This window comes from Maritimibacter harenae, assembly GCF_009882975.1.
Taxonomy (GTDB): Bacteria; Pseudomonadota; Alphaproteobacteria; order Rhodobacterales; family Rhodobacteraceae; genus Maritimibacter; species Maritimibacter harenae.
Window position 1 is genome coordinate 427,104 of record NZ_WTUX01000011.1, and the last position, 21,301, is coordinate 448,404.

Consider the following 21,301-nt stretch of genomic DNA (forward strand, 5'->3'; position numbering starts at 1 on the left):
CCCTGTTTCCCGGACATGGTGACGCTAACATGAAGCCCGGGACACCGAGCGATGGAGAGAAAGATGACGGAATGGAGCAAATCGGCCTGGCGCGCGAAACCGCGGGTGCAGATGCCGGACTACACCGATGCGGCCGGTCTGGCCGAGGTGGAGGCGCAGCTTTCGAAGTATCCGCCGCTCGTCTTTGCGGGCGAGGCCCGGCGCCTGAAGGCCGAACTCGGCGCGGTGTCGCGCGGCGAGGGGTTCCTGCTCCAGGGCGGTGATTGTGCCGAAAGCTTCTCGGAGTTCTCCGCCGACAATATCCGCGACACGTTCAAGGTCATGCTACAGATGGCGATGGTGCTCACCTACGGCGCGAAGGTGCCGGTGGTGAAGGTCGGCCGCATGGCGGGCCAGTTCGCCAAGCCGCGCTCGGCCCCGACCGAGACGGTGGGCGGCGTCGAGCTGCCCAGCTACCGCGGCGACATCATCAACGAGCTCGACTTCTCCGAAAGCGCCCGCATCCCGGACCCGCGCAAGATGCTTCAGGCCTACACCCAGTCGGCCGCGACGCTGAACCTGCTGCGCGCCTTTTCCACGGGTGGTTTCGCGGACATTCACCGGGTCCATTCCTGGACGCTCGGGTTCACGGAAAGCGACGAGGCCGAGAAATACCGCGACCTGGCCAACCGGATCCAGGACGCGCTCGACTTCATGGGGGCCGCGGGCCTGACGTCCGACGTGAACCACGAACTGTCCACCGTGGATTTCTACACCTCGCACGAGGCGCTCCTGCTCGAATACGAAGAAGCGCTCGCGCGGCTCGATTCGACCTCCGGCCAGTGGGTCGCGGGCTCAGGCCACATGATCTGGATCGGCGATCGCACCCGTCAGCCCGACGGCGCGCATGTGGAGTTCGCCCGCGGCGTGCTCAACCCGATCGGGCTCAAGTGCGGCCCCAGCATGGATACGGAAGACCTCAAGGTGCTGATGTCCAAGCTGAACCCGGAGAACGAGGCCGGGCGCCTCACGCTCATCGCGCGCTTCGGCGCGGGCAACGTGGCCGAACACCTGCCGCGCCTCATCGAGACGGTGAAATCCGAGGGCGCCAACGTGGTATGGTCCTGCGACCCGATGCACGGCAACACGATCAAGTCGGATTCGGGCTACAAGACCCGTCCGTTCGAGCGCGTGCTGGCGGAAGTGCAGGAATTCTTCGCGGTCCACCGCGACCAGGGCACGATCCCCGGCGGCGTGCATTTCGAGATGACCGGCCAGGACGTGACCGAGTGCACGGGCGGCCTGCGCGCCGTGACGGACGAGAACCTGTCGGACCGCTACCACACCGCCTGCGACCCGCGCCTCAACGCCTCGCAGTCGCTGGAACTCGCATTCCTCGTGGCCGAGGAGCTGTCGAACCGGGGCCGCTCGGACGCGGCGGCCGCCACGGCCTGACGCCGATCCAAGCCGGAACGATGAAAGCCCCGGGCCGCTGGTCCGGGGTTTTTCCGTTGGCAGGGTCAATCGTCCGCGTCGTGGACCAGCCTGAGATGCGGAACGAAGGGCGCCTGGTCCTCGGCCGCCGCGACAGGCGCGGGGGGCACGTCCTCGGGCAAGGGATAGGTCGTTTCCTGCGCCGCGCGGATCGGCTCGATCGCCTCGTCGAGGCAGCGAAACCGGCGCGGTCCGCGCCCGATGGTGCCGCGTGACTGGAGCGCGCCGAGAATGCGCGTCGGCCGGCCCCGGTCATCCCTGAGCGGCAAAAGCAGCATCTGCGCCGACAGCCGAGGCAAGGTGGTGCTGCTGTCGGTGCCAAGAGTCAGGTGGGCCTTCGCGGGGCTATCAAGAACGGCGTCGAGCACGCCCTCCAGGTCGGCCCGCGTTGCCGGCAGGAACATCGCGCTGACCGGCATGCCGCGCACGTCCATGCCCATGAGGTCGTTGAGATGCATCCCGGCAATCCGCATCCGCGCCACGCCGGGGGCGACGGTCTCGAGGATGCAGGCGTATTCGAGCACATCCGCGATGCCGCGCGGATCGACTTCGGCGCGCGCGGGCATCCTGCGACCATCGCGCAGCGCCTCCCAGTACGTCTCAACCCGCGCGATGGCCGGAAACCGCATTTCGGCCCGGCTTGTCGCAAGCGGAATGACGTTGGACGGCTCATCATGCCCGATGTTCATGCCAACCCCCTTGGTCCGGCTTTGTTGCCCAGCACGGAAACCCCTGTTAACGAATGAGCGATGTTCCTTAACGAGTTCTTAATCTGCCACATTCGATGCGAATTTGGCGAAAAACCTGAAGAAAGGGTTAACGCTTGAGCAACTCCATGACGGGATTCGCGACGCTCAAGGGTGAACTGGCGCCGTGGAGCTGGAGCTGGGACATCCGGTCGGTGAACGCCCGCGGGCTCGACATGCGCATTCGTGTGCCGGACTGGATCGAGGGACTGGAACCGGCCGTGCGCAAGGCGGTGTCCGACGCGGTGGCGCGCGGCAACGTGACCGTGTCGCTGCGCGTGTCGCGCGAAACCGACGAGGGCAACGTCGCGGTGAACCCCGCGGCCCTCGAGCACGCCGTTCGCATGCTGGCCGAGATCAACGCGACCGCCGCGCGCAACGGGCTGCCGCTGGCGCATGTGTCGGCGGCCGAGATCGCCTCCATGCGCGGGGTGATCGACACGGCGCAGGGCGATGCGGATACCGCGCCGCTGGCCAAGGCGCTGATCGCCGACCTGCCGGGGCTCCTTGCCGCCTTCAACGACATGCGCGCCCATGAAGGGCAGGCACTGCGCGAGGTGATAGAAGCCCAGCTCGCCGAGCTCGCATCGCTCGTGGAACAGGCCGAAGGCCTGATGGAGGCGCGCGGCGAGGCACAGCGCGAAACGCTGCGCGCCGCGCTCGCGCGGGTCACGGACAACACCGACGGGATCGACGCCGACCGGGTCGAGCAGGAGCTCGCCCTGATCGCCGTGAAATCGGACGTGCGCGAAGAGCTCGACCGCCTGGCGGCGCACGTGGACCAGGCGCGCAGCCTGTTGGCGGGGGACGAACCGCGCGGCCGCAAGTTGGATTTCCTGATGCAGGAGTTCAACCGCGAGGCCAATACGCTGTGCTCCAAGGCCGGGTTCCAGCCGCTCACGCGGATTGGGCTGGACCTCAAGGCGCTGATCGACCAGATGCGTGAGCAGGTTCAGAATATCGAATAAGGTGGTTCCCATGCAGCGTCGCGGTCTTCTCATCATCCTGTCCTCGCCCTCGGGTGCGGGGAAATCCACGCTGGCGCACAGGCTGATGGACTGGGATCCGACGCTGGCCTTTTCCGTCTCCGCCACCACGCGCGCCCCGCGCGAGGGCGAGGTGGATGGCAAGGATTACCGCTTCATGGACGACGCCTCGTTCCGCGCGCTCGTGAACGACGGCAAGATGCTCGAACATGCCCATGTCTTCGGCCATTTCTACGGTTCGCCCGAAGAACCCGTGCGCGAGGCGATCGAGGCGGGGCGCGACGTGCTTTTCGACATCGACTGGCAGGGCGCCGAGCAGATCAAGATGTCGGCGCTCAAGGACCACGTCCTGTCGATCTTCGTGCTCCCGCCCTCGATCGCGGAGCTGCACCGCCGGCTCGTGAGCCGGGGCAAGGACACGCCCGAGACGATCACCAAGCGGATGCAGAAGAGCTGGGACGAGATCAGCCACTGGCACGGCTATGATTACGTGCTGGTCAACGACGACCTCGACGTCACCTTCGAGAAGCTCAAGACCATCATCGAGGCCGAGCGCCTGCGCCAGGCGCAGCAGCCGGACCTCTTTCCCTTCATCCGCCGCCTGCAGACCGAATTCGAAGAGGCCGACACATGATCTACGAACTCGACGGGATTTCTCCGACGATCCACGAAGACACCTGGGTCGCCCCGGACGCGAACCTCATCGGCGACGTGAAGCTCGAGGAGGGGGCGAGCGTCTGGTTCGGCTGCACCCTGCGCGGGGACAACGAACGGCTGACCGTGGGGCGCGGCTCCAACGTGCAGGAGAACTGCGTCTTCCACACCGACCCGGGCTTTCCGCTCACGCTGGGCGAGAACGTGACCGTCGGTCACAAGGCGATGTTGCACGGCTGTGCCGTGGGGGACGGGTCGCTCATCGGGATGGGGGCCACGATCCTCAACGGCGCGAAGATCGGCAAGGGCTGCCTGATCGGGGCGGGCGCGCTGGTCACCGAAGGCAAGGAGATCCCGGACGGTGCGATGGTTCTGGGCGCGCCGGGCAAGGTGGTGCGCGAGCTGGACGAGGCGGCGAAGCAGGGCCTCATCGCCTCGGCCGAGCATTACCAGCACAACATGCGCCGGTTCAGGTCGGGTCTGAAGAAGATCGGCTAAGCGCCTGAAGCAAAACGCGAAATTCTATTTCTGAGCCCGCGCTCAGTCCGTTCCGCGGTAGGGCTCGACGTATTGCAGCGCCATGTCCCAGGGGAAGAAGATCCAGGTGTCCTGGCTCACTTCCGTGATGTAGCTTTCCACCATCGGCTTGCCCTTGGGCTTGGCATAGACGGTGGCGAAATGGGCCTTCGGCATCAGCGCGCGCACGACCTCTAGGGTCTTGCCGGTGTCCACCAGGTCGTCGATGACCAGAACCCCGGTGCCGTCGCCGACCACGTCCATGTCCGGCGACTTGATGACCTGTGGCTCGGTCTGGGTCTGGTGGTTGTAGCTTTTCACGCTGATCGTATCGACCATGCGGATGTCCAGTTCGCGCGCGATGATCATCGCCGGGGCGAGCCCGCCGCGCGTGATCGCGACCACTGCCGTCCAGCCGCCGTCTTCGGGCCCCTGTCCGTCCAGCCGCCAGGCCAGCGCCCGGCTGTCGCGGTGCAGCTGGTCCCAGCTCACGTGGAACCCTTTTTCGTGCGGCAGTTGGTTGTCGATCATGTGTCTGGGGGTCCTGTCCGTCAGTTGGTGGCGTCGATGTCGGGGGCGTCCACGGCCTTCATGCCGACCACGTGGTAGCCCGCGTCGACATGGTGCGTCTCGCCCGTCACGCCCGAGCCCAGGTCGGACAGAAGGTAGAGCGCCGATTTGCCCACGTCGTCGGTCGTCACGTTGCGCCGGAGCGGCGAGTTCAGTTCGTTCCACTTCAGGATGTAGCGGAAATCGCCGATGCCGGAGGCGGCGAGCGTGCGGATCGGGCCGGCGGAGATCGCGTTCACGCGGATGCCGTCCTTGCCGAAATCCTCGGCCAGGTAGCGCACCGAGGCCTCGAGCGCGGCCTTGGCGACACCCATGACGTTGTAGTGCGGCATGACCTGTTCGGCGCCGTAGTAGGTGAGCGTCACCATCGAGCCGCCGTTGGGCATGAGGGCGGCCGCCCGGCGCGCCACGGCGGTGAAGGAATAGACCGAGATGTCCATCGTCATGGTGAAATTGTCGCGCGTCGTGTCGGCGTAGCGGCCGCGCAGCTGCGACTTGTCGGAGAAGCCGATGGCGTGGACGATGAAGTCGATCGTGCCCCATTCCTCTTCGAGCTTGGCGAAGAGCGCGTCGATCGACTCCTCCTCGCTCACGTCGCAGGGCACCACGAAGCTCGAACCCAGCTGCTCGGCCAGCGGCAGCACGCGCTTCTTCATCTGCTCGCCCTGGTAGGAAAAGGCGAGCTCTGCGCCCGCCTCCGCACAGGCCCGGGCGATCCCCCAGGCGATGGACTTGTCGTTCGCGAGCCCCATGATCAGCCCGCGCTTGCCTTCCATCAATCCAGCCGCCATTGCCTGTTCCCCGTCCCTTGGAAATCGTGTTAGCCCCGTTTATGAGATTGCCAAGGGCGCTTCAAGCCTGCTGACCGGGCGCTCTGCCCGCAAGACGGGCGCGATCGACACGCAGACAGGACGGGGGCAGGATGTCGGACAGGGGTGAACTTTTCGCGGGCGACGACCCGTTCGCCATCACGCGGGCCTGGCTGGCCGAGGCGGAAGCGAGCGAGCCCAACGACCCGAACGCCATCGCGCTGTCCACGGTGGACGCGAACGGCCTGCCCAACGTGCGGATGGTGCTTCTCAAGGACATCGAGCCCGACGGGTTCGTCTTCTACACCAACTACGGCTCCGTGAAGGCGCAGGAAATCGACGCGGCCGGCGGCGCGGCCTTCGTGATGCACTGGAAAAGCCTGCGCCGGCAGGTGCGCGTGCGCGGGCTCGTGGAACGGGCCGCGGGGCCGGAGGCGGACGCCTACTACGAATCGCGCTCTCTCAAGAGCCGGCTGGGGGCCTGGGCGTCGCACCAGAGCCAGCCGCTCGAAAGCCGGGCCACGCTCATGGCCGAGGTAGCGCGCGTCACTGCCCGTCACGGCACCCACCCGGAGCGTCCGCCGTTCTGGGGCGGCTACCGCATTCGGCCGCTCGAAATCGAGTTCTGGGCCGACGGCGCGTTCCGCCTTCACGACCGCTTCCGCTGGACGCGCGAGAAGCTGACGGACCCGTGGTCGGTCCAGCGCCTCTATCCCTGAGCCGGTTGTTGCTGACGTTCTTGTGACGGACGGGTCATCGTGCCTTGTGTGAAAAGGCATGATCGGTAAGACTTGTGGATGAATGTTGTCCATGAAGGCGTTCGAATGACTGACGATCAGGGGACGTCGGACCGGTGTGTACAGCGTGGCTTCGTCAAGTGGTTTGACCCCGCAAAGGGGTTCGGGTTCGTCGTGGCGGAAAACGGAGGTCCGGATATTCTGCTACACGCGAACGTGCTGCGGAATTTCGGACAGGGATCGGTCGCGGATCGCGCGGAGATCGAGGTGGTCGTCCAGACCACCCCGCGCGGGATGCAGGCGGTCGAGGTGCTGCGTATCGCGGCGCCCGTCGAAGACGTGCCCGTCATGTCGAATTTCACCGAGGACCTGGACCTGACTCGCGCCGACCCATTGGAGCCTGCCCGGGTGAAGTGGTTCGACAAGACAAAGGGGTTCGGCTTCGCCAATGCCTTCGGTCGTCCCGAGGACGTGTTCATCCACATCGAGGTGCTGCGCCGTTCCGGACTGGCCGACCTCCAGGCGGGCGAGGCGATCGGCCTGCGCGCAGCCGATGGCGAACGCGGGCGCATGGCGTTATTGGTGACCGCGTGGGACGCGGCATTGAACGGAGAGTGATCTTGAAAGTAACGAGTTTCGTCCTGGCCCTGGTGTTGGCCGGACCCGCCGTCGCGCAAGTCTGCGACGAAGCACGGGTCGACATCCGCGGCGACTTCGGGACCGCGCGGTTCGGGGTCGAGATCGCCGATGATGATGCGGAGCGCGCCAAGGGGCTGATGTTCCGCGAAAGCCTGCCGTCCGGGCAGGGGATGCTCTTCGTCTACGATGCGCCGCGCGTGGCCTCGTTCTGGATGAAGAACACGCTCATTCCACTCGACATGATCTTCGTGGGGCCCGACGGGGTGGTCGACACCGTCCATGCCAACGCCGTGCCCGGCGACCTGACCCCGATCCGGGGCGGCGATGACATCCTCGCCGTGCTCGAAATCCGCGGCGGGCTGGCCGGGGCTATCGGGATTGAGGCGGGGGCGGAGATGCGCCATCCCGCCTTCGGGGATGAGGCCGCCTGGCCCTGCGCCGCGCAATAGGACTTTCCATCATCCGCCGCTCTTTGTAGAGAGGCCCTCGTCGGGGCGTAGCGCAGCCTGGTAGCGCGTCTGTTTTGGGTACAGAAGGTCGTGAGTTCGAATCTCGCCGCCCCGACCATCACGCCAAATCTCATCCAGATGTGGTGAGCGTGCCCCTCCGAACCCAATATATGTGGTGCGCGTTCGGCGCGAAATTTGTGCGATTCGATCCGGATTCGAACATCGGGGTCTGGACTGTGTCTTTCGGGCCATAACCCCGCCCGGGCCCCCGCGCGTCGGCCGCGTCTCAACCTCTTTGACAGTTTGATGACGGAAAAGCCTGAAAAAACGTGCCCTTTTTTCTCGGACGGAATCGTCCATTCCCGGGGGGCGACTCGGGGGTGCACCTGTCAACGGAAAAAACAGCGTTCGGGGGCCTGAAATCCCGTTGACCGATATGGGTTCACGCGTCACTTTGTTGGTGCTGGTCGGGAAGCCACAACATATAGTGGCGGTCGACAGGTAGGGATAGTTAACCACAGTTCGGACCCCAATCCAGGGACCGCGTGTCCTGTCGGGCAACTCGTTTGGCCGATCGGGCGGGTTTTTGTCTCCGTCGCCCCCACCAGCACGAATTGAACCGCGGGCCCGCGTGAGCAGGGGCCCGCACGAATACCGGGCGAATTAGACGTAGGGGCCAAAATGAAGATCGACCGCAAGTTCACCGAGGCAGGTAAAGACGCGTACGACACGATCGCGTTCACGCGCACGACTTCCGAGATCCGCAATCCGGACGGCACGATCGTGTTCAAGCTGGACGACATCGAAATCCCCGAAAGCTGGAGCCAGGTGGCCTCCGACGTCATCGCGCAGAAGTACTTCCGCAAGGCCGGCGTCCCCGCCGCGCTCAAGCCCGTCAAGGAAGACGGCGTGCCGGAATTCCTGTGGCGCCACGTGGCCGACGAGAAAGCGCTCGCCAAACTCCCCGAGGACGAGCGCATCGGCGGCGAGACCTCGTCCAAGCAGGTGTTCGACCGGCTCGCCGGCGCCTGGGCCTACTGGGGCTGGAAGGGTGGCTACTTCTCGACCGAGGAGGACGCGCGCGCCTACTACGACGAAATGCGCTACATGCTGGCCCGCCAGATGACCGCGCCGAACTCGCCCCAGTGGTTCAACACCGGCCTGCACTGGGCCTACGGCATCGACGGGCCGAGCCAGGGCCACTACTACGTCGATCACGAAACGAAGGAGCTGACCAAGTCGGCCTCCGCCTACGAGCACCCGCAGCCGCACGCCTGCTTCATCCAGTCGGTCGGCGACGACCTGGTGGGTGACGGCGGCATCATGGACCTCTGGGTCCGCGAAGCGCGCCTGTTTAAGTACGGCTCCGGCACCGGCACCAACTTCTCGAGCCTGCGCGCCGAGGGCGAGAAGCTCTCGGGCGGCGGCAAGTCGTCGGGCCTCATGGGCTTCCTCAAGATCGGCGACCGGGCGGCCGGGGCGATCAAGTCGGGCGGCACCACGCGGCGCGCGGCCAAGATGGTCATCGTCGACGCCGATCACCCGGACGTCGAGGAATACATCAACTGGAAGGTCAAGGAAGAGCAGAAGGTCGCCTCGCTGGTGGCCGGCTCGAAGATGCACGAGCGTCACCTCAACGACATCTTCACCGCGATCCACGGCTGGGACGGCGACATTGCCGCGGCCACCGACCCGAAGGAGAACCCGCAGCTGAAGGAAGCCGTGCGCGCCGCCAAGAAGGTCGCGATCCCGGAGACCTACATCAAGCGCGTTCTCGACTACGCCCGCCAAGGCTATGCGTCCATTGAGTTTCCCACCTACGACACCGACTGGGACTCGGAAGCCTACGCCTCGGTTTCGGGTCAGAACTCGAACAACTCCGTGCGCGTCACCGACGCCTTCCTGAAGGCGGTCGAGGAAGATGCCGACTGGGAGCTGATCCGGCGCACCGACGGCTCCGTCGCCAAGACCATCAAGGCGCGCGACCTGTGGGAAACCATCGGGCACGCCGCCTGGGCCTGTGCCGATCCGGGCATCCAGTACCACGACACCGTCAACGCCTGGCACACCTGCCCGGAAGACGGCCCGATCCGCGGTTCCAACCCGTGCTCGGAGTACATGTTCCTGGACGACACCGCCTGTAACCTGGCCTCGATGAACCTGCTGTCCTTCCTCAAGGACGGCGAGTTCCAGGCCGAGGAATACATGCACGCCACCCGCCTGTGGACCGTGACGCTGGAAATCTCGGTCATGATGGCGCAGTTCCCGTCCAAGGAGATCGCGCAGCTCTCCTACGACTTCCGCACGCTGGGCCTGGGCTACGCCAACATCGGCGGCCTGCTGATGAACATGGGCTTCGGCTACGACTCCAAGGAGGGCCGGGCGCTCACCGGCGCGCTGACCGCGATCCTGTCGGGCGTGGCCTATGCCACCTCGGCCGAGATGGCCGGCGAGCTCGGCGCCTTCGACGGTTACAAGCGCAACGCCGATCACATGCTGCGCGTGATCCGCAACCACCGCACCGCGGCCTACGGCGCGGCGGACGGCTACGAAGGGCTGGACATCAAGCCGGTGCCGCTCGACCACGCCAACTGCCCGGACCCCAAGCTCGTCGACATCGCGATGTCGAGCTGGGACGAGGCGCTGGCGCTGGGTGAGAAGCACGGCTACCGCAACGCGCAGGTCTCGGTCATCGCGCCCACCGGCACGATCGGCCTGGTGATGGATTGCGACACGACGGGCATCGAGCCGGACTTCGCGCTGGTGAAGTTCAAGAAGCTCGCCGGTGGCGGCTACTTCAAGATCATCAACCGCTCAGTTCCGGCAGCGCTCGAGAAGCTCGGCTATTCCTCGGCCCAGATCGAGGAAATCATCGCCTACGCGGTGGGCCACGGCAGCCTGGGCAATGCGCCGGGGATCAACACCCAGTCGCTGATGAACAAGGGCTTCGGCAATGCCGAGATCCAGAAGCTGGAGAAGGGCCTCGCCTCGGCCTTCGACATCCGCTTCCTGTTCAACCAGTGGTCGCTGGGCGAAGAGTTCTGCAAGGACGACCTCGGTCTCACCGACGCGCAGCTCAACGACCCGACCTTCGACATGCTCAAGCACCTGGGCTTCTCGAAGGGCGACATCGACGCGGCCAACGACCACGTCCTGGGCACCATGACGCTGGAAGGCGCGCCGCACCTGAAGGAAGAGCACTACCACGTGTTCGACTGCGCCAACCCCTGCGGCAAGAAGGGCAAGCGCTTCCTGTCGACCGATGCGCACATCTACATGATGGCCGCGGCGCAGAGCTTCATCTCGGGCGCGATCTCCAAGACGATCAACATGCCCAACGATGCCACCATCGAGGATTGCCAGCGCGCCTACGAACTGTCCTGGTCGCTCGGCATCAAGGCCAACGCGCTCTACCGTGACGGCTCCAAGCTGAGCCAGCCGCTCGCCGCCGCCCTCGTCGAGGACGACGAGGAGGCCGAAGAGGTGCTCGCCACCGGCACGCCGCAGGAAAAGGCGGAAGTGCTGGCCGAGAAGATCATCGAAAAGGTGGTCATCAAGGAAGTGGCGCGTGCGGGCCGCGAGAAGATGCCGGAGCGCCGCAAGGGCTACACCCAGAAGGCGGTCGTCGGCGGTCACAAGGTCTACCTGCGCACCGGCGAATACGGCGACGGCACGCTGGGCGAGATCTTCATCGACATGCACAAGGAAGGCGCGGGCTTCCGCGCGATGATGAACAACTTCGCCATCGCCGTGTCCGTGGGGCTCCAGTACGGCGTGCCGCTCGAGGAGTTCGTGGACGCGTTCACCTTCACCAAGTTCGAGCCCGCCGGCATGGTCCAGGGCAACGACTCGATCAAGAACGCGACCTCGATCCTCGACTACATCTTCCGCGAGCTGGCGGTGAGCTACCTCGACCGGACGGACCTGGCCCACGTGAAGCCCGAAGGCGCCGCCTTCGACGACATCGGGCGCGGACAGGACGAGGGCGTGGCCAACGTGCGCGAGATGTCCGAGAGCGCCGCGAACCGGTCGCTCGAGGTGCTCAAGCAGGTCTCCTCGACCGGCTACCTGCGCAAGCGTCTGCCGCAGGAGCTGGTGGTGCTGCAGGGCGGGGCGGAAGCCACCGGAACCGACCCGATGAGCGCGCTCAGCACCCTGGTGCCCGAGACGGCGGGCAACATGGCGGGCGGCACGATGGTCGCCGAGCCGGCCTCGACCACGACCGCCACCGGATCGGTCGCGCCGATGGACGCGCGCGCCAAGGCCCGGATGCAGGGCTATGAGGGCGAAGCCTGCGGCGAGTGCGGCAACTACACGCTGGTGCGCAACGGCACCTGCATGAAGTGCAACACCTGCGGCTCGACGAGCGGCTGCAGCTGAGGAGCGGGCGATGGAGCTGAGAGATTTCCGCGGGTCGTTCCGGATCGACGGTCGCCAGACCGACCGGATGGACCTGCGGATCCTGCTCACCGTCGGGGGTGGTGAAACCCACGGGTCGGGCGCGTTCCGCGTGCCCCCCGCGATGATCGGGATCGAGACCGACGGGCCGCTTACCTTCGTCACGGACGCGGGCGAGGAGATCACGATGGTGGTGCGGGAATTCGACCTTGCGCAGGGGGTGGCCTACTTCCTGACCGAGGGCGAGGTGCCGGCACTTCGCAAGAGAGCATAGAGACACGGGGCGGGTGCGCTCGCCCCTGACGCGGATAGGGCCGCAGGCAGAAAACAAACCGGGCGGTACAATGACGAGCCCTATCAGCGAAACTGGGGCGCCTGCGGGCGCCCCATTTTCTTTCGTGGGTCCGCGCCAAAGTCCATCGTACTCGGGGCGAGGGAGCTGAAAATTTCTCCATAATTCCAAGTGTTTGGGCGAGGAGGCTCGTGCGATGCGCGAGGTGCGCTAGCGGCGCGTCGCGCGGATCTCGGAGCGGATCGCGCCGGGCGGGCGTCCGTAGAGGCGCTTGAAGTGGCGCGACAGGTGGCTCTGGTCGGCGAAGCCCGTGGCCAGCGCGATCTCCCCGATGGATGCGTCCGTTGTTCTCAGCAGCGTCATCGCGCGCTCCAGCCGCAGGTGACGCAGCCGCGCCATCGGCGTCTCGCCGAACCGGGCCTTGTAGGCCCGCAGGAAATGCGACCGGGACAGTCCGGCGGCGCCGGCCATGTCGTCGAGCGTGATCGCTTCGCCCAACCGCGCGGCGACCAGCGCCTCGACACGCCGTGCGCGCGGCCCGGTCAGGGTTTCGGGTCCGCTCGGGGCGCCTGCGTCCTCGGCGAAGAGCGCAACCATGTCGGCGACCAGCGCCTGCGCCATCCGGTCGCGCGACAGTCGCGCCAGCGCGTCGCTCTCGATCGCGGCCCCGCTGTCGATGCGCTGGCAGGTGGCCGCCAGCGTGTGCTGATCGAACCGGCCGGTGCGGCATTCGTCCATGCGGGCGGGCGAAAGGTCGATGTCGTACTCCGCCGCCACGTCGCGCAGAAGGCCGCGCGAGACGTAGAGATGGAGAAGCGAGAACACCCCCTCGGTCAGCGCCTCGGGCGCGCCGGAGGAGGGCACCACCATCCAGGAGCCGGCCGCGAGGCGCCCGTTGTGGCAGGGCGCACCGTCGAGCCGGACCTCGACGCAATCCACGGGCGTGCGGTGGAGCGAGACGACGAGCAGGTCGTCGGGCAGGTTCGAGGGCAGGTGGCGCAGGTCGGGCCGCGCGCAGTCCCAGACCACGCCGCAAATGCCGTTGGCCGCGCCGAATTCCCAGCGCGTGTCCATGTGCCACACCTGCCGCATCGCCTCGACGGGCGCCAGCCGGGCCTGAGCGACCTCCTCCTCCATGCGCAGATCATCGCAACGCCGTTCCTGTTTGGCAATCACGTTCAAGACCGGGCACGGGCCGCGCCCTAGCGTAGTGGGGCACACAAGGGAGGACGACATGGACGACCATGCGAACACCGGCGACTATGCCACGCTGACGATCACCAAGCACGAGCGCCCGGGTTTCATCGACCCGGAGACCATTCCGTGGAACCCCTGGGTGATGGAGGGCACCCATTTCCGGCTCATGGACGTGGACGTGCGCTCGGGCGGGTTCACGCTCTTTCTCAAGGTGGACCCGGGCACCGAGGCACCGCCGCACGGCCACATCGGGGGCGTGCAGGGCGTGATCCTCGAGGGCGGCTTCGGCTACGATGACGATGTCGGCAAGAAGGGCGACTACATCCGCGAAGAGCCGGCCGCGATCCACAAGCCCGACAGCCCCAACGGCTGCGTCATGTTCGCGATCACGCACGGGCCCATCGTGGGCTACAACCCCGACGGCACCATCGCGGCCGTGGTCGACGCCAAGATGATGTACGACATGGCCGTGGAGGCCGGGGCCGCCGACCACATCGAGGCCCACTGGACCTGAGACAGGGGGCGCTCAGCCCTTGCGGATGAAATACAGGGTCGCGCCCGCTTGTTCGGCGGTCGCGACCAGGTCGTGGCCCTGCTCGGCGCAGAAATGCGGCACGTCGACCACCGCCACCGGGTCGGTCGCCGCGAGGCGCAGCACCTGGCCCGCGCGCATGCCGCGCAGCGCCTTGCCCGCCTTCAGCACAGGCCACGGGCACAGAAGCCCGATCGCGTCGATCTCAACGTCGAAATCCATGGGACAGGCCAGTAGCGCGCCGCGTGTTACATGTCCATCGCCCGGATGTGACGCTTTGGCACGTGACCCTGCGCGCGCCCCGCGTTAGAGGGAAGACATGTTCGGGATAGACCTCATCGACGCGAGCCTTCTGCCCGCGCTTTTCATCGCGCTGGCCGCGGGCCTTCTGAGTTTCCTCAGCCCCTGCGTGCTGCCGATCGTGCCGCCGTACCTGGCCTACATGTCCGGGGTTTCCGTCACCGAGCTTTCCGCCGGACGGGAGGCGGCACGCAAGGCGACGCTTTCCGCGGTCTTCTTCGTGCTGGGCCTGTCGACGGTGTTCCTGTTCATGGGATTCGCGGCCTCGGCCTTCGGGGCGTTCTTTTTGCAGAACCAGACCGTGTTCAACGCGGTGGCCGGCATCGTGGTGATGGTCTTCGGCGCGCATTTCCTTGGCATCTTCACCATTCCCTTCCTCAACCGCGAGGCGCGGCTCGACGCGGGCGACCAGGGGGGCTCGGCCTTCGGCGCCTACCTCCTGGGCCTCGCCTTCGCCTTCGGCTGGACCCCCTGCATCGGCCCGCAGCTGGGTGCGATCCTGTCGCTCGCGGCCTCGGAGGCGAACGTGGCGCGGGGCACCTTCCTGCTCGCCGTCTATGCCGCGGGCCTGGGCATCCCCTTCCTGCTGGTCGCGGCCTTCCTGCCGCGCCTGGGCGGGCTCATGGGCTGGATGAAGCGGCACATGGACCGGATCGAGCGGATCATGGGGCTGCTGCTGTGGACCATCGGGCTGTTGATGCTGACCGGCGGCTTCTCGGCCTTCTCCTACTGGCTGCTCGAGACCTTCCCCGGTCTCGCGGTCCTGGGCTGAGCGCTGTCGCCGCGCCGGGGGCGCGGCGACCCGTCGGGGGGCCAGCCCCCCGAACCCCCCGAAGTATTTGCGGAACGATGAAGGGCCGGGTGGCCCCAGTGTTTGCTTAATGTTGCCCGAAATTGCCTGTAGGCTTTCGTCGAAGGGCAGGACGAGATGGCAGACGGGCAGGGACAGGAGGTCAGGCGGCGCCGGGTATTCTACATCCCCGGCTATGACCCGATTCATCCGCGGCGCTACCGCGAGCTCTACCGCGCCGAAGGGGCGGCGCAGGCGGAGATCTCGGGCTACGAGGTCGCGCTGCGCGGTCGGCAGGGCGGTGGCACCTACGGGTGGCAGGTCACGGGCGCGATCGAGGGCGGCAAGGTCGAGGCGGAGTTCGACGTGCTCGTCTGGTCGGACATCGTGCGCGGTTCGATGGAACTGGGGATCGCGCAGACCTACCTGCTGATGGCGCGCACCGCCTGGACCTATATCGCCACGGGCACGCTCGGCCGGCTCATGCGGCTGCGCAAGGGGCCGGTGATTGCGGCGCTCTACCCGGTCGGGATGCTGATCGTGCAGGCACTGGTCGCGGGGCTCCTGGGCTGGGCGTCGGGTGCGCTTCTGGCCTGGGCCGTGGCGTTGGTCCTGCCTGCCTTGGGGCTGGCGGTTTTCTGGGCCGCGTTCGTGACGGTGGCCGTCGTCGTGCTGCGCGCGTTCCGCCGGATCGACAACAGGCTTTTCGTCTACTACCTGATGCACGACTACGCCTATTCGGCGCGCTCACGCGGGGCCAATCCGCCCGAGCTCGAGGCGCGGATGGCCGACTTCGCGGACGCGATCGCGCAGGCTCTGCGCGGCGACGTGGACGAGGTGCTCGTGGTGGGCCATTCCTCCGGCGCGCATATCGGCGTGTCCGTGCTGGCCGACCTGGCGCGCGCGGGTCGCATTCCGGAGACGGGGCCCGCGCTGGGGTTTCTCACGTTGGGGCAGGTGGTGCCGATGGTGTCCTTCCTGCCCGACGCGGGCCGGTTGCGGCGCGACCTGCGCGCGCTTTCGGTGAGCGACCGGATCTTCTGGCTCGACGTGACGGCCCCCGGTGACGGCTGCGCCTTCGCGCTCTGTGACCCCGTGGCGGTCTCCGGCGTGGCGCCCGAGGGGCAACGCTGGCCGCTGGTGATCTCGGCCGCCTTCACGCAGACCCTGAGCCCCGAGCGGTGGGCGGCACTCCGGTGGCGGTTCTTCCGGCTGCATTTCCAGTACCTGTGCGCCTTCGACCGGCCGGGAGATTACGACTATTTCCGCATCACGGCGGGGCCGAAGACGCTGGCCGCGCGTTTCGCGGGCCGCCGGGCTTCGAAGAGCCGGATCACCCGGGCGGCGTCGAAATACACCGACACGGCGCCATGACCCGGCCGCCGAAGCCCACGCCGCGCCCGGACCGGGTGAGCCTGCGCCGCTACCTGCGGCTGTTCCGCCGCGACATCCTGTCGGCCCAGCCCGCACGGCTCTACCGGGCCTGGATGGCCGAGTTCCGCACGCCCTTCTTCAGCTCCTACCTGTGCAACGACCCGGCCCTCACGAAGCTGGTGTTGAAGGAGCGGCCCGACGATTTCCCGAAATCGGCGCGGGCGCGCGAGGGGCTGGCGCCGCTCCTGGGCAATTCCGTGTTCCTGACCAACGGCGAGACCTGGAAGCGGCAGCGCCGCATCATCGACCCGGCGTTCGAGGGAGGGCGATTGCGCGACACCTTCCCGGCGATGTGGGCGGCGGGCGAGGCGGCGGCGGCGCGCATGGCCGCGCGCGATGGCGATACGCTCGACGTGGAGCCCGAGACGTCGCACGCCGCGGCGGACGTGATCTTCCGCACGTTGTTCTCGATCCCGATCGAGGACGACATCGCCCGGCAGGTCTTCGACAGGTTCCGTGATCACCAGCGTGCGCAGCCGCTTCTGAACCTGGGCGCGCTTCTGCCGCTGCCCGCGTGGTTTCCACGCTTTCACCGGCGCTCGACCCGGCGCACGGCGCGCGAGATCCGGACGCTGATCACCCGGCTGACCGCGGACCGGCAGGCGGCGATCGCGGCGGGCACCGCGCCCGACGACCTTGCCACCAAGATCATGACGACGCGCGACCCGGTGACGGGCGCGGGGTTCGACACCGAGGAGATGGTGGACCAGGTCGCGATCTTCTTTCTCGCGGGTCATGAGACTTCGGCCTCGGCGCTGGCCTGGACGCTCTACCTTCTTGCCATGTTTCCCGAGTGGCAGGAGCGGGTCGCCGAAGAGGCGGCCGAGCTGGGCGAACGGCCGGACTTCGCCGTGGTCTCGAAGCTCACCGTGGCGCGCGACGTGTTCCGGGAGGCGCTCCGGCTCTACCCGCCGGTCCCGATGATGGTACGCGAGGCGCGTTGCCCGGAGCAATTCCGCGACCGCGACGTGAAGCCCGGCAGCCCCATCGTGCTCAGCCCCTGGCACCAGCACCGGCACGAACGGCTCTGGGAGCGGCCCGACGATTTCGACCCGGGGCGGTTTGCGGGCGAGAACGGCAAGCGTTGCCTGCGCGAGGCCTACATGCCGTTCTCGGCGGGTCCGCGGGTCTGCACCGGGGCCGGGTTCGCGATGGTGGAGGGGCCGCTGCTCCTTGCCATGCTGGTGCGCGCCTGCCGGTTCGATCTGGTGGCCGACAAACCGGCGGTGCCGGTGGCGCACCTGACCGTGCGCGGGCGCGACGGGATCTGGCTCAAGGTCTCGGCACGGCAGACATGAAAAGCGCCGCCCCCCGGGCGGGGAGCGGCGCCTGACCGGTCGTGCGGCTCTTACGAGACGATGTCGTAGGCCCGTTCGCCGTGGACGGTGAGGTCGAGGCCGTTCGTCTCGGTCTCGGCATCCACGCGCAGGTGGGTGACGAGCGAGATCGCCTTGATCAGCACGTAGGTGACGACCACCGTGAAGACGCCGACGATGGCGAGCGAGCCCAGCTGCGCGGCCCAGCTTCCGGCGCCGAAGACGGCGATCATGATCGTGCCGAAGATGCCGCCCACGCCGTGCACCGCGAAGACGTCGAGCGTGTCGTCGATTTTCAGGCGGTTGCGGATGAAGTTCACCGCTTCCTGGCACAGGATGCCCGCGACGCCGCCGATCACCAGCGCCTCGAGGGGGCCGACGAAACCGGAGGCCGGGGTGATCGATGCGAGGCCCGCGATGGTCCCCGTCACGATGCCCACGAGCGAGGCGCGGCCGAACTTGATCTTCTCCCACAGCGCCCAGGTGAGCGATGCGGCCGCGGCCGAGATGTGCGTCACGGTGATCGCCATCGCGGCCCCGCCATCGGCGGCAAGCTGCGAGCCGCCGTTGAAGCCGAACCAGCCGACCCAGAGCATCGAGGCGCCGATCATCACGAAACCGGGCGAATGCGGCGGTTTCTTCTGGTCGCGGCGCGGGCCGAGGAAGACCGAGATCAGGATCGCGGCGAGACCGGCGGTCTGGTGCACCACGATGCCGCCCGCGAAGTCGCGCGCGCCGATCTCACCGAAAATGCCGCCGTCGGACAGGAAGCCGCCGCCCCAGATCCAGTGGACCACCGGCGCGTAGCACAGGAGCATCCAGAGGCCCGAGAAGGTGAGCACGAAGCCGAAGCCGATGCGCTCCACGTAGGCGCCGACGATAAGCGCCGGGGTGATGATCGCGAATGTCATCTGGAAGGCGAAGAAGAGAACCTCGGGCAGGGTGCCCGCCAGCGTCTCGGCGTCGATGCCGATGAGGAACATCTTGCCCAGTCCGCCCCAGACGGAATTCGCGTCGCCGAACGCGATGGTATAGCCGAAGGCGAGCCACAGGATGCTCATCAAGGCGGCGATCGCGTAGACATGCATGAAGACCGAGAGCACGTTGCGTGCGCGCACGAGGCCCCCGTAGAAAAGCGCGAGCCCCGGCAGTGTCATGAAAAGCACGAGTGCGGTCGCGACGATGATCCAGGCTGTATCTGCCCCGTTCATGTTCCCCTCCTCTTGAATGGTTGGGCGGGGTTTAGGGGGCTCAGGGCAGGGCGCAAGCCTACGGGCTGTGCGGCTTGCGCAAAAAGCGCGCAGTTCCCGAACGGGACATTAAATGGGCGCGGATTCCGGAAAGCTGCCCCAAAAAGCGGCAGTTTGCGAACTCAGGCGCTGGCGCGGATCGCGAGGAGCGCGATGGCGTGATCGGTGGCCGCCCGGCGCACCTTGGTGCGCCCCAGCGCGCCGAAGTCGACGGTCTCGGTGAGTGTCGCGCCCTGGCCCGCGATGGCGAAGCAGACGCGGCCCTCGGGCTTGTGCTCGGACCCGCCGGGGCCCGCGATCCCGGTGATCGACACGGCGACCTGGGCCGGCGAATGGGTGAGCGCCCCCTCGGCCATTTCGCGTGCGACCTCTTCCGAGACCGCGCCGTGGGCTTGAAGCGTGTCGGCACCGACCCCGAGCATTTCGGTCTTGGCCGCGTTGGAATAGGTGACGAAGCCGCGCTCGAACACGTCCGAGGACCCGGCGATGTCGGTGAGCGCGGCGCCCACCATGCCGCCGGTGCAGCTTTCGGCCGTGGCGATGGTCCAGCCCTTGGCGCGGTAGAGGTCGAGAACGGCCGCAGGTCCCATTGTCACACCATCACGATCAGGTGGGCGAGGGCGGCGAGCGCGATCACCCCGATGCCCGCGAAGATGCCCGCGATCACGTCGTCGAGCATCACGCCCAACGCGCCGCCGCGCCGGTCGGCCCAGCCCACGAGCCACGGTTTCCAGATGTCGAAGAGCCGGAAGAGCGCGAAGCCAAGGATCCAGCCCGGGTAGAGTTTCAGCACGTCCACGCCGACCCCGTAGGCGCCGACCGAGACGGGCAGGATGGCAAGCGCCTGGCCCACCACCTCGTCGATGACGATCTCGGAGGGGTCGTGGTCGTCGCCGTCGCGGATGACGTCCGCCGTGGCCCATGTGCCCACCGCGAAGAGCGCGACGATCCCGGCAAGGACGAGCCACGGGCCGCCCAGCTGGTGCAGCGCCCAGATCAGCGGCAGGGCCGCGAGCGAGCCCCAGGTGCCGGGGGCGGGGCGGAGGTAGCCCACGAAGAGGAAGGTGGCGATGATCCGGCTCATGGGCGCACCAGCGTGGCCACGGCCTGCGCCGCGATGCCTTCTTCGCGCCCGGTGAAGCCGAGCCGTTCGGACGTGGTCGCCTTCACGCTCACCCGGTCCGGGTCGACGTTCATGATCCGGGCAAGCTCGGCGCGCATGGCGCCGGCGTGGGGCCCGATCTTGGGGCGTTCGCAGATCAGCGTCACGTCGCAATTCGACAGCGTATAGCCTTTGGACCCTGCGAGCTCGATGGCGTGGTGCAGGAAGATGTCGCTGGCCGCGCCCTTCCATTTTGGATCGGACGGCGGGAAATGCTGGCCGATGTCGCCGTCGGCCAGCGCGCCGTAGATCGCGTCGGTCAGCGCGTGCATTCCGACATCGGCGTCGGAATGGCCCTTGAGCGCGCGGTCATGCGCCACCGTCACGCCGCAAAGCGTCACGGCGTCACCGTCGGTGAAGGCGTGCACGTCGAATCCCGTGCCGGTGCGTATGTCCACGCGGCCTCCCATAAGCTGCTCGGCGCGGGCGAAGTCGTCCGGGCCGGTGATTTTCAGGTTGCGTTCGTCGCCCGCGACGATGGCAACGTCAAGCCCGGCCGCGCGGGCGACCTCAACGTCATCCGCGGCCTCGCCGGGATGGGCGCGGTGGGCGTCGCGGTAGGCCTTGAAGCGGAAGCCCTGCGGGGTCTGGGCGCGGAAAAGCCCGGTGCGGTCCTGCGTGCCGGTGACGCGGCCCTCGGCCCCGGTCCAGAGCGCATCGGTCACGGCAAGGGCCGGGGCGGCGCCCGCGGCATGGTCGAGCGCGTCGATCACGCCGTCGAGGATCGCGGGCGTCACCAGCGGGCGCGCCACGTCATGAATCAGCACCTTGTCCGGCGGATCGCCCGCCAGCGCCTCGAGCCCGGCGGCCACGCTCGCATGGCGGCTCGCGCCACCGGTGGCGATCAGGCACGACTCGAAGGCATCCGCCTGGCCCAGGTCGTCGGGGTGCAGCACCACCACGATCCGGCCCACGCGGGGGTGCGCGGCGAAGGCGGCGAGCGTCCAGTCGGCGACCCGGCGTCCGGCGAGCATGCGCCACTGCTTGGGCACGTCACCGCCCGCGCGGGTGCCGCGTCCGGCGGCGACGATGATGGCTGCGATATCCATGA

General features: G+C 67.4%; 22 protein-coding genes and 1 tRNA gene. 14 read left to right on the plus strand and 9 right to left on the minus strand.

Features of this window, described 5'->3' with window-relative positions:
- Positions 1-63 precede the first annotated feature (63 nt).
- Positions 64-1,434 (plus strand): class II 3-deoxy-7-phosphoheptulonate synthase, encoded by a 1,371-nt coding sequence (locus tag GQE99_RS08815; protein WP_161351222.1) that lies wholly within the window; start codon positions 64-66, stop codon positions 1,432-1,434.
- 65 nt (positions 1,435-1,499) lie between these two features.
- Here the strand turns inward: GQE99_RS08815 and GQE99_RS08820 are convergent, their stop codons facing one another.
- Positions 1,500-2,162 (minus strand): PAS domain-containing protein, encoded by a 663-nt coding sequence (locus GQE99_RS08820; RefSeq protein WP_161351223.1) that lies wholly within the window; start codon positions 2,160-2,162, stop codon positions 1,500-1,502.
- 146 nt (positions 2,163-2,308) lie between these two features.
- Here GQE99_RS08820 and GQE99_RS08825 point away from each other — a divergent pair, with 146 nt between their 5' ends.
- The 3 genes from GQE99_RS08825 to GQE99_RS08835 are packed head-to-tail and all read left to right on the plus strand — an operon-like array spanning position 2,309 to position 4,357.
- Positions 2,309-3,187 carry a YicC/YloC family endoribonuclease gene (locus GQE99_RS08825; protein WP_161351224.1) on the plus strand — a complete coding sequence of 293 codons (879 nt, stop codon included), beginning with the start codon at positions 2,309-2,311 and terminating at the stop codon, positions 3,185-3,187.
- A 10-nt stretch (positions 3,188-3,197) separates the two neighbouring features.
- Entirely contained in the window at positions 3,198-3,839 is a 642-nt protein-coding gene (gene gmk / locus GQE99_RS08830) for a guanylate kinase (protein WP_161351225.1), read from the plus strand.
- On the plus strand, positions 3,836-4,357 hold the full coding sequence (locus GQE99_RS08835; RefSeq protein WP_161351226.1) for a gamma carbonic anhydrase family protein: 522 nt from the start codon (positions 3,836-3,838) through the stop codon (positions 4,355-4,357). Before gmk ends, GQE99_RS08835 begins: the two co-directional genes overlap by 4 nt.
- A 42-nt stretch (positions 4,358-4,399) precedes the next feature.
- Here GQE99_RS08835 and gpt read toward each other — a convergent pair whose 3' ends face one another.
- Positions 4,400-4,906, minus strand: a complete 507-nt coding sequence (gene gpt / locus GQE99_RS08840) for a xanthine phosphoribosyltransferase (protein ID WP_161351227.1) — start codon at positions 4,904-4,906, stop codon at positions 4,400-4,402.
- A 20-nt stretch (positions 4,907-4,926) separates the two neighbouring features.
- Positions 4,927-5,736, minus strand: a complete 810-nt coding sequence (gene fabI / locus GQE99_RS08845; RefSeq protein WP_161351228.1) for an enoyl-ACP reductase FabI — start codon at positions 5,734-5,736, stop codon at positions 4,927-4,929.
- A 131-nt stretch (positions 5,737-5,867) separates the two neighbouring features.
- On the opposite strand from fabI, the gene pdxH reads away from it, so the two are divergent.
- The 6 genes from pdxH (at position 5,868) to GQE99_RS08875 (ending at position 12,251) form a co-directional block, all read left to right on the plus strand.
- The gene (gene pdxH / locus GQE99_RS08850) at positions 5,868-6,473 is read left to right on the plus strand and encodes a pyridoxamine 5'-phosphate oxidase (protein WP_161351229.1); all 606 of its coding nucleotides are present in this window, start codon (positions 5,868-5,870) and stop codon (positions 6,471-6,473) included.
- Positions 6,474-6,578: 105 nt separating this feature from the next.
- Positions 6,579-7,109, plus strand: a complete 531-nt coding sequence (locus GQE99_RS08855; protein WP_161351230.1) for a cold-shock protein — start codon at positions 6,579-6,581, stop codon at positions 7,107-7,109.
- A gap of 2 nt (positions 7,110-7,111) precedes the next feature.
- A complete protein-coding gene (locus GQE99_RS08860) occupies positions 7,112-7,579 on the plus strand; it encodes a DUF192 domain-containing protein (protein ID WP_161351231.1) in 468 nt (155 codons plus the stop codon).
- A gap of 41 nt (positions 7,580-7,620) precedes the next feature.
- Positions 7,621-7,697: transfer RNA gene (locus GQE99_RS08865), tRNA-Pro, on the plus strand.
- Positions 7,698-8,260: 563 nt separating this feature from the next.
- Positions 8,261-11,959, plus strand: coding sequence for a vitamin B12-dependent ribonucleotide reductase (locus GQE99_RS08870; RefSeq protein ID WP_161351232.1), 3,699 nt, complete (start codon positions 8,261-8,263; stop codon positions 11,957-11,959).
- A gap of 10 nt (positions 11,960-11,969) precedes the next feature.
- The gene (locus GQE99_RS08875; protein WP_161351233.1) at positions 11,970-12,251 is read left to right on the plus strand and encodes a hypothetical protein; all 282 of its coding nucleotides are present in this window, start codon (positions 11,970-11,972) and stop codon (positions 12,249-12,251) included.
- Positions 12,252-12,479: 228 nt separating this feature from the next.
- Here the strand turns inward: GQE99_RS08875 and GQE99_RS08880 are convergent, their stop codons facing one another.
- On the minus strand, positions 12,480-13,406 hold the full coding sequence (locus GQE99_RS08880; RefSeq protein WP_161351234.1) for a helix-turn-helix domain-containing protein: 927 nt from the start codon (positions 13,404-13,406) through the stop codon (positions 12,480-12,482).
- 97 nt (positions 13,407-13,503) lie between these two features.
- On the opposite strand from GQE99_RS08880, the gene GQE99_RS08885 reads away from it, so the two are divergent.
- Entirely contained in the window at positions 13,504-13,980 is a 477-nt protein-coding gene (locus GQE99_RS08885) for a 2,4'-dihydroxyacetophenone dioxygenase family protein (RefSeq protein WP_161351235.1), read from the plus strand.
- Between the two features lie 12 nt (positions 13,981-13,992).
- On the opposite strand, the gene GQE99_RS08890 is transcribed toward GQE99_RS08885, so the two are convergent.
- Positions 13,993-14,220: a sulfurtransferase TusA family protein gene (locus GQE99_RS08890; protein WP_161351236.1), complete on the minus strand. Its 228-nt coding sequence runs from the start codon at positions 14,218-14,220 to the stop codon at positions 13,993-13,995.
- Positions 14,221-14,317: 97 nt separating this feature from the next.
- Here GQE99_RS08890 and GQE99_RS08895 point away from each other — a divergent pair, with 97 nt between their 5' ends.
- The 3 genes from GQE99_RS08895 to GQE99_RS08905 all read left to right on the plus strand — a co-directional run bounded on the left by GQE99_RS08895 (position 14,318) and on the right by GQE99_RS08905 (position 17,820).
- Complete coding sequence (locus tag GQE99_RS08895; protein ID WP_161351237.1) at positions 14,318-15,070, plus strand: cytochrome c biogenesis CcdA family protein; 753 nt, start codon at positions 14,318-14,320, stop codon at positions 15,068-15,070.
- 156 nt (positions 15,071-15,226) lie between these two features.
- Positions 15,227-16,462, plus strand: coding sequence for a hypothetical protein (locus GQE99_RS08900; RefSeq protein ID WP_161351238.1), 1,236 nt, complete (start codon positions 15,227-15,229; stop codon positions 16,460-16,462).
- Entirely contained in the window at positions 16,459-17,820 is a 1,362-nt protein-coding gene (locus GQE99_RS08905; RefSeq protein WP_161351239.1) for a cytochrome P450, read from the plus strand. Before GQE99_RS08900 ends, GQE99_RS08905 begins: the two co-directional genes overlap by 4 nt.
- Positions 17,821-17,870: 50 nt before the next feature.
- Here GQE99_RS08905 and GQE99_RS08910 read toward each other — a convergent pair whose 3' ends face one another.
- From GQE99_RS08910 to GQE99_RS08925, 4 genes are all read right to left on the minus strand, one after another.
- The gene (locus tag GQE99_RS08910) at positions 17,871-19,049 is read right to left on the minus strand and encodes an ammonium transporter (RefSeq protein WP_161351240.1); all 1,179 of its coding nucleotides are present in this window, start codon (positions 19,047-19,049) and stop codon (positions 17,871-17,873) included.
- Positions 19,050-19,210: 161 nt separating this feature from the next.
- The gene (locus GQE99_RS08915; protein WP_161351241.1) at positions 19,211-19,678 is read right to left on the minus strand and encodes a CinA family protein; all 468 of its coding nucleotides are present in this window, start codon (positions 19,676-19,678) and stop codon (positions 19,211-19,213) included.
- Positions 19,679-19,680: 2 nt separating this feature from the next.
- On the minus strand, positions 19,681-20,172 hold the full coding sequence (locus GQE99_RS08920; RefSeq protein WP_161351242.1) for a phosphatidylglycerophosphatase A family protein: 492 nt from the start codon (positions 20,170-20,172) through the stop codon (positions 19,681-19,683).
- The gene (locus GQE99_RS08925) at positions 20,169-21,299 is read right to left on the minus strand and encodes a bifunctional 2-C-methyl-D-erythritol 4-phosphate cytidylyltransferase/2-C-methyl-D-erythritol 2,4-cyclodiphosphate synthase (RefSeq protein ID WP_161351243.1); all 1,131 of its coding nucleotides are present in this window, start codon (positions 21,297-21,299) and stop codon (positions 20,169-20,171) included. Before GQE99_RS08925 ends, GQE99_RS08920 begins: the two co-directional genes overlap by 4 nt.
- Between the last annotated feature and the right edge of the window lie 2 nt (positions 21,300-21,301).